The following is a 10,127-nucleotide window of genomic DNA, read 5'->3' on the forward strand; positions in this document are numbered from 1 at the left end:
CGTGGGAGGACTGAGTGTCTGTAATTCGATCGCGGGCGCCTACGCGGAAAAGTCGCCGGTGGTTGTGATCTCGGGATCACCGGGGATCAAAGAACGCAGCACCGGAGCGTTACTGCATCACATGGTTCGCAATTTCCGCACGCAGATTGACGTGTTCGAAAAATTCACGATCGCGGGAACTGAGCTTTCGGATTCATTGACCGCGTTTTCAGAGATCGACCGCGTCCTTGATGCCTGTGATCGCTATAAACGCCCGGTCTATATCGACGTGCCTCGCGACATGGTTCACGTGGTGCCTCCGGTCACTCATGGTTACACCGGCGTGTCGTTTAGCAACAGCGAAGAGGCGACCAACGAAGCGATCCAAGAAACGGTGCGGCGTCTTTCGAGTGCAAAGAACCCCGTCATCTTGGCGGGAGTCGAAATGCATCGATTCCGATTGCAAGAACAACTGATCCAGTTGGCCGAATCGGCGAACATTCCAATTGCGACCACCATGCTAGGCAAAAGCGTGGTGAGCGAGCGGCACCCTTTGTTCATCGGTTTGTACGAGGGGGCGATTGGCGATCCGCAGGTGACGCGGTTTGTTGAGGAAAGCGATTGCGTGTTGTTGCTGGGCACGTTCTTGACCGATATCAACTTGGGCGTGTTTTCAGCGAAATTGGATCCAGGACGCTGCATCTTGGTGACGAGTGAAACGCTGCGTATTTCGCATCATCATTACCACGACGTCGATTTGAAGTCGTTCTTGACGGGATTGATGGACGCGAGGCCCCAGACTACGGAGCGAAATACATCCAACTTGATCCCGCCGCGAAACACCGAATCGGCGGACGAAGCGGGGACCGATTTGCTGCAGACCAGTTGGATGATTCGCGAGCTGAACAAGCGACTCGACGCGGACACGATCGTGATCGCGGATGTTGGCGATTCGTTGTTTGCAGCAACGGAATTGACGATTCACGAGCAGAGTGAGTTTTTGAGCCCGGCCTACTACGCGTCAATGGGGTTCAGTATCCCGGCAGCGCTCGGCGCCGCAACGGCCAAACCTGATCATCGAATCGTCGTGCTGGTGGGCGATGGTGCATTTCAAATGACAGGCCAAGAATTGAGCACACTGATCCGTCACGGACACAATCCGATCGTGATCTTGCTGGACAACCACGGATACGGAACCGAACGCTATCTGCACGAAGGCGAATGGAAATACAACGAGATCGCCAAGTGGAATTATGGCGACTTGATGCAAGTCTATGGAGGTGGAGTGAGCCATTTAGTGCAGACCAAGTCCGAGTACATTCAGGCATTGGAGCGAGCATGGAACGAGAATGATTCGCCGCACCTGATTCAAGCAAAACTGAAAGAAAACGACGCCAGTCAAACGTTGCGGAAACTGGCTGAACGGCTGAGCAAGTCGGTCGGATAGAATCGCCCCCTCGAGCGTAGCGGAAGTCGTCAAGACTTTCGTCGGTTGGGGGGATCTGCTGAGCCGCGACGCGTCAGCGGCCGCGTCCCACGCGGTACCCGGTGCCTTACGGCCCGCGGCTCACTAAATCAACGAGCCGTCTAAACTTTCGTTAGACGATGCGGTGGGGTGGAACGAAACTTTTGACAAGTTCCGCTACTAGAGAGGGTGTGTTAGAGAGAGCAAAACACCGGCTTTCGTTACATTCGCACCTCGAAAACCTTTTTCTTGCGAAGAATGCAGCGGTTTTGGGCTCTAATCGAACGTAACTTTGCAAATAGCGGTCGTTCCGCTTAGGCAAAACTGCCCTCTGATTCTCTCTCTCCCTTTCTTTCGTGTGCGTGCTCGATATGCCTGATCGCTCTTTCCATTCGAATCGGTGTTTATGGAGTCGATTTGTTGTCGTTTGCACGCTGATGTTCTGCACGGTGGCGTCGGCGCAATCGCCGCCGATCCCCGAGGTTCTGAAACCGTGGCAGGACTGGGTAACGTGGGACATTCAAAATCGTGACTGTCCAAAACTGTATAGCAACGCGGCAGAGGCGATCTGTGTTTGGCCATCGGCACTGCAGTTCACTGCGGAGGAAGACGGGGGGGCATTTGAACTCGAAGTCAAACGATTCGACGAAACTTGGGTGCCATTACCGGGGACCCCGACGATCTGGCCCACGAACGTCCGCCTGGATGGCGAACCGATCGTGGTGGTGCAGCACAACGGTGCACCGTCGGTCAAACTGAGCAAGGGACAAGGGAAATTGACGGGCGATTTCCAGTGGAATCAAATGCCACAACGAATCAAAATTCCTCCCGCGATCGGCATCGTGTCGCTGTCGATTAATGGCAGCGAAGTGGTCAATCCGACGTGGGACCCCAATGGTGAAGTTTGGTTAAAACGGTCGCGTAGCGAGCCCACCGACAAAGACCTCTTGACGGTCAAAGTGTATCGAAAGATCGATGATGGAATACCGCTGTGGTTGCGAACGCAGATTGAGTTGACGGTGTCGGGAAAGAGCCGCGAAGAATTGCTTGGATCGGTGTTGCCCGAGGGCTGGCAATTAGCCACCGTTCAAAGTCCGATTCCGGTGGCCATTGACGAACAGGGGGTGATCAAAGCGCAGGTGCGCTCTGGTAAATGGACGATCAACGTTGATGCCTTTCGCACCCACGATGTCGACGAGATTCGCTTTGCCCCCGGCGCTCAACCGTTGGCAGCCACGGAATTGGTGGGTCTGCAAACCGATCCCGATTTTCGTGTTTCGCAGATCGAAGACCTGCCGATGGTCGATGTGACGCAAACCACCTATCCCAACGAGTGGCGGAATATTCCGGTTTACCAGTGGGATGTCAGCAAACCATTTCAATTGGTGGAAAAGATGCGAGGCATGGGGGAGAAAGCTCGCTCGGGGCTAAACATCACCCGCCGACTGTGGCTCGACGAAGACGGCGAGATGTTGACGTATCACGACCAATTAAAAGGGCAGATGCAGCAAATATGGCGACTCGATGTCGCGGAGGATCATGAATTAGGGGCAGTGCGTGTCGGAGGTGAAGCTCAGCTGATCACCGTGAATCCGGTCTCTGGAACGAGTGGCACCGAGATTCGCAGCCGAAATTTGCAAATGGATGCAATTGGACGTGTTCCGATGAGTGACGCGGTCTCGGCAACCGGATGGCAAGCGGACGCCGAGTCGTTGGAAATGACCATTACGACTCCGCCGGGTTGGCGAGTGTTTGCGGTGTTTGGAACGGATCAAGTCCGCGGCGACTGGTTAACGGCATGGTCGCTGCTTGATTTGTTTCTACTGTTGGTATTCTCGTTGGCGGTTTTCAAATTGTTCGGATTTGTCGGCGGGATTGTCGCGTTGTTCGCGTTTGGGTTGTCGTATCACGAACCCGGTTCGCCGCGAATCACGTGGTTATTGTTGTTGATGCCGATCGCTCTGTTGCGAGTGGTGAGTGACGGAAAAATTAAGCAATGGATCACCGCATGGAAGTACGTCACATTAGCCGTGCTGCTGCTCTGCGTCGTGCCATTCATCGCCCTGCAGATTCAGAACGTGATCTATCCTCAACTCGAACCGCAGGGAATGTCCTACGGCAGCCGCGGGCTGTTTGTGTGGAGTGGTATTGGGGCCCAACATCGGGCGGGGAGCGTGATGACCGACGAAGCTGTTTCGTTTGATATTGACGCACCGGCGATGTCGTTGGGAACGCGGAGTGGACGTGAATCCGCCGCGAAGCAACTTGGCGAAGCGATCGATCGCTACACCAATTTGAACTACGACCCTCAAGCCGTCATCCAAACCGGTCCCGCTCAGCCGCAGTGGAACTGGAACAACGTCGTTTGCATGTGGAATGGTCCCGTGGGGGCGGATCAAAATATTCGTCCGCTGCTGGTCTCGTTGACATTGAATCGCTTTATCACCTGCATTCGCGTCCTTTTGCTGATCCTGCTGGGGATGATCTTGCTGCGTGATCGAGGACGACTGCGAGATCGAGGAAGACGTTGGCCATGGTCGCGAGCAGCGTCACGCACTGCGGCAACCACCGCCGCGATTGCATTGATGTTGCTACCCGTCACGGCAATGGCTCAAGAGGACGCTGCCAATCGCGGGGACGCAGACATCACTTCCACCGAATCCTCGCAACTGAACATCGAACTTCGCAGCATCCCGTCGCCGGAGATGCTCAACACTTTGCGAGACCGATTGCTTGAAACATCCGACGCGTTCCCCAATGCCGCAGAGATACCGGCGGCGGAGCTGAGCATCGTGGACAACATGTTGACGATGAAGGTGACCGTGCATGCCGCAGCCGATGTTGCAGTTCCATTACCTGGACGCATGCCGGCTTGGTCACCCTTGTCCGTCACGATGGATAGTGATGATCCGGTGCCGGTGGCTCGCCGCGATGGCTATCTGTGGATCGCCGTCAACAAAGGCATTCATGAAATCACGGTCACCGGCCGTGTCGCCGACACGACCGAATGGGAATGGAGTTTTTTGCTAAAACCGCGGCGCGTGACGATTGATGCTGGCGGATGGAACGTGACGGGGGTGGATCGCAATGGTGTGCCCGCTGGGCAGGTGTTCTTTGTCAAAGAGCAAGAGGTCAGTGAAGACGAAGCCGCATACGATCGCACCGAGTTTAATCCTGTTGTCTTGGTCGACCGGCGGCTGGAAATCGGTTTGGTCTGGAAGGTCCGTACCACCGTAACGCGGCTGTCGTCGACGGGGAAAGCAATTTCGATTCAGGTGCCCCTTTTGCAAGGCGAGCAAGTGTTGACGTCGGGCAGGGAAGTCAAAGATGATACGGTCGCGGTGCAGATGGCAGCGAACCAGCAAACGTTTGCATGGGAAAGCGAATTAGAGCGGCGGACCGAGGTGAACTTATCCGCTGCGGAAACCGATCGCTGGGTCGAACGTTGGCAACTTGTTACTTCACCGATCTGGAACGTTTCGCTCGCGGGGCTGACTCCGGTTTTCGAGGAGGATGAACAGGCATTGATCCCGGTATGGCAACCGTGGCCTGGGGAAACGGTCACGATCATGTTCAGCCGCCCGATTGCGGTGGTAGGCGACACGGTCACGGTCCAGCGAGTGAATTTGGCGACTTCGTTGGGGGATCGGCGGCGAACCAGTACGCTGGACGTGGATCTGGAGTGCAGTTTGGCGAACGATTTCGCCATCACGCTAGATCCAGAGATTGAGATCACGTCGCTCACCCTCGACAAGCAAGCGATCCCCGTCCAGCGCCGCGGTAACGACTTGATCGTGCCGGCGCGACCAGGGCGTCAAGCAGTCAAAGTCCAATGGACCAGCTCTGAAACGATCGCAACCGTCGTTCATTCACCCGCAGTGACCTTGCCCGCCGACGCGTCAAATCTGACGACGCAGCTGGATATGCCAGCAAATCGCTGGATTTTGTGGGCCGACGGACCGCTGCGAGGTCCGGCAGTCCGTTTTTGGACGATCCTGGCCGTCGCCATCATCGTGGCGCTGGTGTTGGGTAGCATTCCGATATCACCGCTGCGACGCTACGAATGGGTGCTGCTTTCGATCGGATTAACGCAGGTGCCGCTTTTTGCATCCATGTTCGTCGTGGGGTGGTTGTTCATGTTGGCATACCGTGGCGAGCACCCGAATGCCGGTCGATACCAATGGAAGGGGTACTTACTACAGGCAGTGATCGTCTTCCTAACGCTAATCTCGCTGTTGGTTTTGTTCATCGTGGTAGGGGAAGGCTTGCTGGGAAACCCCGACATGTTTATCGCCGGCAACAACTCTTGGCGAACGAAACTGATTTGGTTCACTCCGCACAGCGGGACGCAGTTGCCGGTCACGAGCGTGATTTCGATTTCGGTGTGGTTTTATCGCCTCTTTATGCTGGTGTGGGCGCTGTGGCTAGCGGCAGCACTATTGCGTTGGCTGGCATGGGGCTGGAAACAATTCAGCAAGGTTAGTAATGAGGAACCGGTTTTAGCAGCAACGGTGGTAGAGCCGGATGCTGAGAGGTGATGTTGATCTCGATGCGGGGCTTTTGAAGTTGCTGTTTTTGTGCCGGAGGCACTTTACGGGATAGCCTTGGACTTGTGTCCAAGGTTATCGGTTCTGAAATTGGCACCCGATCGCGGAGCGACGTTCTGTGGCGAACGATCAAGTCACAAAACGTCCCGCTGGGACTCGATTGATATTGGCGAAAATCCCTCGGACTAAAGTCCAAGGCTATCGAAGTAAGTCGCTCCGCGACAGCAAATAGCGCAACTTCAAAATGCGGGGCCGAGGCTCGCTGGCTAGCGCTCGGTGCCATCTACTTTCGCACCAACCAGGTGGTTTTTGTAGCGGTGCGGCGCAAGCCGCCCGGTCAAATGCGAACGTTTTGTCACGCTGCTAGCGGACGGCTTGCGCCGTGCCGCTACTAAAGTGGATGGCATTGGGCTATCGTCGCTGGCTCACGATGTCCACTGCTTCCGAATCTTGGCCCGCGACATGTAGGCAAAAACTTGTATCTCGACAGCGGTGCTCGACTAGGAACCCCTTCTCACACCTCGTACAATCTTGGGACGACTTTCCGCCCTATCCTCCCGCCAAGATTCGTACATGTCGCCCGAAGACGATGCCATCCGTGGATTGCGCGAGGCCTTAAAGGTTTCGCCCGACAATCTTCCGCTCCGAATTCACCTTGCTCAGACGCTGTCCAACTACGGTCGCTTTGACGAGGCGGTTACGGAGTACCGGAGCGCGCTTTCGCTTTCGCCGGAGAATGCCGAGGTGAAATTTGGGCTGGCGTCCGCCTACCTTTCGCTCGACGAACAAAGCAAGGCGATGGTGATCCTAGAGGATTTGTGCCGTTCTGCCGCAGCGCCGGCGAAAGCGTTCGTCGTGTTTGCCAAATTGTTGTTGGGCGAAGGCAAAGTGCGTGACGCAGTGATCCAGTACAAAGAGGCACTTGAGCGAGACCCGGCGTCCGCCGATCCGATTCTCGGTGACCAACTAGGGGTGGGCGAAGCCTACCAAGATGGCGACGTTGTCGAAGGCCGCAGCCGCGAGTCGACTCAGCCCGAGATCGAAAGCTTTGTCTCGGAAGTCGAACGTCCGAAGATTAAATTCGAGGATGTTGGCGGGATGGATAAGTTAAAGGAAGAGATTCGGCTGAAGATTTTGTATCCGCTGCAACACCCCCAGATGTACGAGGCGTATGGCAAAAAGATTGGCGGCGGCATTTTGATGTACGGTCCGCCCGGTTGCGGCAAGACCTACTTGGCTCGCGCTACGGCGGGCGAACTAGGCGCGGGATTTATCTCGGTCGGCATCAGCGATGTGCTCGACATGTGGACCGGCCAAAGCGAGCGAAATCTCGCCCAAATCTTCGAGCAGGCCCGCTACAACAAACCGTGCGTTTTGTTTTTTGACGAAGTCGACGCGCTCGGAGGCCGCCGTAGTGATATGAGTAGCGGGGCGGGACGACATGTGATCAACCAGTTTCTCTCGGAGATGGATGGTGTCGAAAAATCCAATGATGGCGTGCTGGTGTTAGCAGCCACCAATGCGCCGTGGCACGTTGACCCTGCGTTCCGGCGTCCCGGGCGATTTGACCGTGTGTTGTTTGTGCCGCCGCCGGATCTCGAAGCTCGCGCTTCGGTGCTGCGGATTCATTTGAAGGGCAAACCTCAGGATGCGATCGATTTTGCTCAAGTTGCGAAGAAAACACCCGAGTTTTCGGGGGCCGATATGAAAGCGGTGGTTGATCAAGCAATCGAAGAGAAGCTGCGATTGGCGCTAAAAGAAGGCATCCCCAAACCGCTGATTACCCGGGATATGATCGCTGCGGCGAAAACGCTGCGTCCGACCACGCGAGAATGGTTTTCCACCGCGCGCAATTATGCGATCTATTCGAACCAGGGCGGCATTTACGACGACGTGTTAAAGTACTTGAATCTATGAACGCACATCTACAACGCGCGTTAATGTTGCTGGGGCAATCTCGTCATGAGATGGCGATTGACGAATTGCGTCAACTGTTAGCGGTGGATCCCGACAACGCGATGGGACACGCCGTACTGGCGATCTGTTTCTCGGAAACGAAACAGTACGCCGATGCGCAATCGGAGTCCGAGTTGGCGATCCATTTGGCGCCGGACCAACCGTTTGTCTTTTACGCTCAGTCGATCGTACTGGCCAATCGCAACCAATACGCGGCTGCCCAAGCCGCCATCGAAACCGCAGTGGGGCTGGATCCGTACAACCCCGACTATTTTGCGAAACTTGCGGAGATCCAGTTCAACCAACATCGTTGGAAAGAAACGCTCGAAGCGGCCGAACTGGGGCTATCGCTGGACGCCGAGTCCGTGGGGTGCACCAATCTGCGGGCGATGGCACTGGTCAAATTGGGGCGGAAGATCGAAGCAGAGGAAGCGATCGGCGCGGCGTTGAAGCGGGCTCCCGAGGACGAGTACGCACATGCCAACATGGGATGGACGCTGCTCGAGCAGAACCAGCCCGAGAAGGCGATGGAACACTTTCGTGAGGCGCTGCGGCTAAACCCGGAAATGGATTGGGCTCGCGCTGGGATCATCGAGGCGATGAAGTCTCGTTATTTTATCTACCGGATCATGTTGAATTGGTTTCTGTGGATGCAGAAACTGCAACAAAAAGCGCAGTGGGGCGTGATCATCGGTGCCTATATCGGGTTCCGTTTGTTGTCCGGTTTCGCCGACGACCATCCCGAGTGGTCTCCGTGGCTGCAACCACTGTTGATTGCCTACATCGCGTTTGCCTTGATGACGTGGGTCGCCAGCCCGCTGTTTAATCTTGTTCTACGGACGAGCAAGTTTGGTCGTTTGGCGTTATCCGAACACCAGATCCGCAGTTCGACTTGGGTGGGTGTCTGCGTGCTCAGCGGCATTGTGTTGGTAGCCGGCTACTTTGTCACCGGATCGTCGCCGTTGTTGGGATGTGCGTTGGCATGCATGCTGTTGATCCCGCCGCTGGGACGAATTTATAGTTGCCAAGAGGGGTGGCCGCGAGCGACATTATCGCTGACGACGATCGCGTTGGGATTCTTGGCCGTTGTGGTCGTCGCGAGTTCGTTTGGCAGCTATTTCATCGAAGGAAATGTCAGCCGAGGGCTGCGAGATATCGCGGGCCTGTTTTTCACACCGCTGCTGTACGGTTCGATCGCGGCTCAGTTTTTGACCAATGCCTTGGTCTCGGTCTCACCCAAACGAGGAACGGACACCGGAAAGATGGTGTGGATAATCGGAGGGACACTGCTTGGACTCGCCGCCCTTGCCGTTATGGCGTTCATCGGACTGGTGATCGTGGTCGGACTGCAGGACGCCCGTTAATCCGCTGCCAGCGGAAATGTTAAGTCATGCCGAGGAGAAATCCTTGGCGCGTCGCGAGACGATCTCCTTTTTCAGGCCGATCGCTACTGGGTCAATCGCTACTGGGCCGATCGCTGGGCGGTGATCAGAATCAGCCGATTCTCGTCAAAAAACTCGGTAACGCGCGCGGTGATCGTCCACTGGCTATCGTTTGCATCGGCGCGAATTGCATTGACGACCCGCTGCAAGACTAGGTTTTCAACGATTTCGAGTGACTTGTACTGCGACGGGGAGCGGGCGGGCGTCGATTCGCGTTCATACGTTTCGATCGAAGTGGTAAACACACGCGAATGGGATCCGTTTTCAACCGATTCACGGATGTGGGTTTCCGATTCTCGCAGCCGGTTATCGGGCGAATGAGTTTGGGGAACATTTTCGTCGCTGGGGGTGAAGAGCCAGCGGCGGCCGGACATCGAGATTTGGCCTGTGATCTGAGGAATCACCGAGCCTTCGCGCAATTGATGACGCAGCGAATTGTGGTGCGTCAGTTTGGGATTACGAGAATCGTTGTCGCGCGTTGCACTCTCAGCGAGAGGACCGACGCCAGCAAAGTCACTGCGATTTTGACCTGTTACGTTTTGTTGCGAATCGTCGCCGAACCGGTCGGCCGCCGAAACACTGCCATCGAGTGTCACGACGAATAACGGAGTCAATACCGCGATCAGCGTTGTGGTCGGGATCAGGCATGCCATCAGGTATCGCGAAAAATACATTGGCGTACGGGCCCACAGCAGCAAGAGCGGTAAAAGCAGCATGACAGAATATCGCAGTGGTAAC

5 protein-coding genes are annotated in these 10,127 nt (G+C 55.8%); 4 read left to right on the forward strand and 1 reads right to left on the reverse strand.

Annotation, left to right across the window (positions count from 1 at the left end; all coding sequences use genetic code 11):
• The 4 genes from ABX962_RS19920 to ABX962_RS19935 all read left to right on the forward strand — a co-directional run.
• On the forward strand, window positions 1-1,426 hold a 1,426-nt coding region (locus ABX962_RS19920; protein WP_372721775.1), incomplete at its 5' end, for an alpha-keto acid decarboxylase family protein.
• A 389-nt stretch (window positions 1,427-1,815) separates the two neighbouring features.
• Window positions 1,816-5,982 carry a hypothetical protein gene (locus ABX962_RS19925; protein ID WP_372721776.1) on the forward strand — a complete coding sequence of 1,389 codons (4,167 nt, stop codon included), beginning with the start codon at window positions 1,816-1,818 and terminating at the stop codon, window positions 5,980-5,982.
• Between the two features lie 582 nt (window positions 5,983-6,564).
• Entirely contained in the window at window positions 6,565-7,908 is a 1,344-nt protein-coding gene (locus tag ABX962_RS19930) for an AAA family ATPase (RefSeq protein WP_372721777.1), read from the forward strand.
• Window positions 7,905-9,311 (forward strand): tetratricopeptide repeat protein, encoded by a 1,407-nt coding sequence (locus ABX962_RS19935; protein ID WP_372721778.1) that lies wholly within the window; start codon window positions 7,905-7,907, stop codon window positions 9,309-9,311. The genes ABX962_RS19930 and ABX962_RS19935 overlap by 4 nt, the downstream gene beginning before the upstream one ends.
• Window positions 9,312-9,409: 98 nt before the next feature.
• Here the strand turns inward: ABX962_RS19935 and ABX962_RS19940 are convergent.
• Window positions 9,410-10,127, reverse strand: a 718-nt coding sequence (locus tag ABX962_RS19940; RefSeq protein WP_372721779.1) for a hypothetical protein, incomplete at its 5' end; no start/stop codon positions are given.

It is taken from the genome of Novipirellula sp. (assembly GCF_041583735.1).
Classification (GTDB): Bacteria; Planctomycetota; Planctomycetia; order Pirellulales; family Pirellulaceae; genus Novipirellula.

Excerpts from the sequence above, each read along its gene's own strand:
- ABX962_RS19925 (WP_372721776.1), top strand. The coding sequence starts at position 1,816 with ATGCCTGATCGCTCTTTCCATTCGAATCGGTGTTTATGGAGTCGATTT.
- ABX962_RS19935 (WP_372721778.1), top strand. The coding sequence starts at position 7,905 with ATGAACGCACATCTACAACGCGCGTTAATGTTGCTGGGGCAATCTCGT.
- ABX962_RS19930 (WP_372721777.1), top strand. The coding sequence starts at position 6,565 with ATGTCGCCCGAAGACGATGCCATCCGTGGATTGCGCGAGGCCTTAAAG.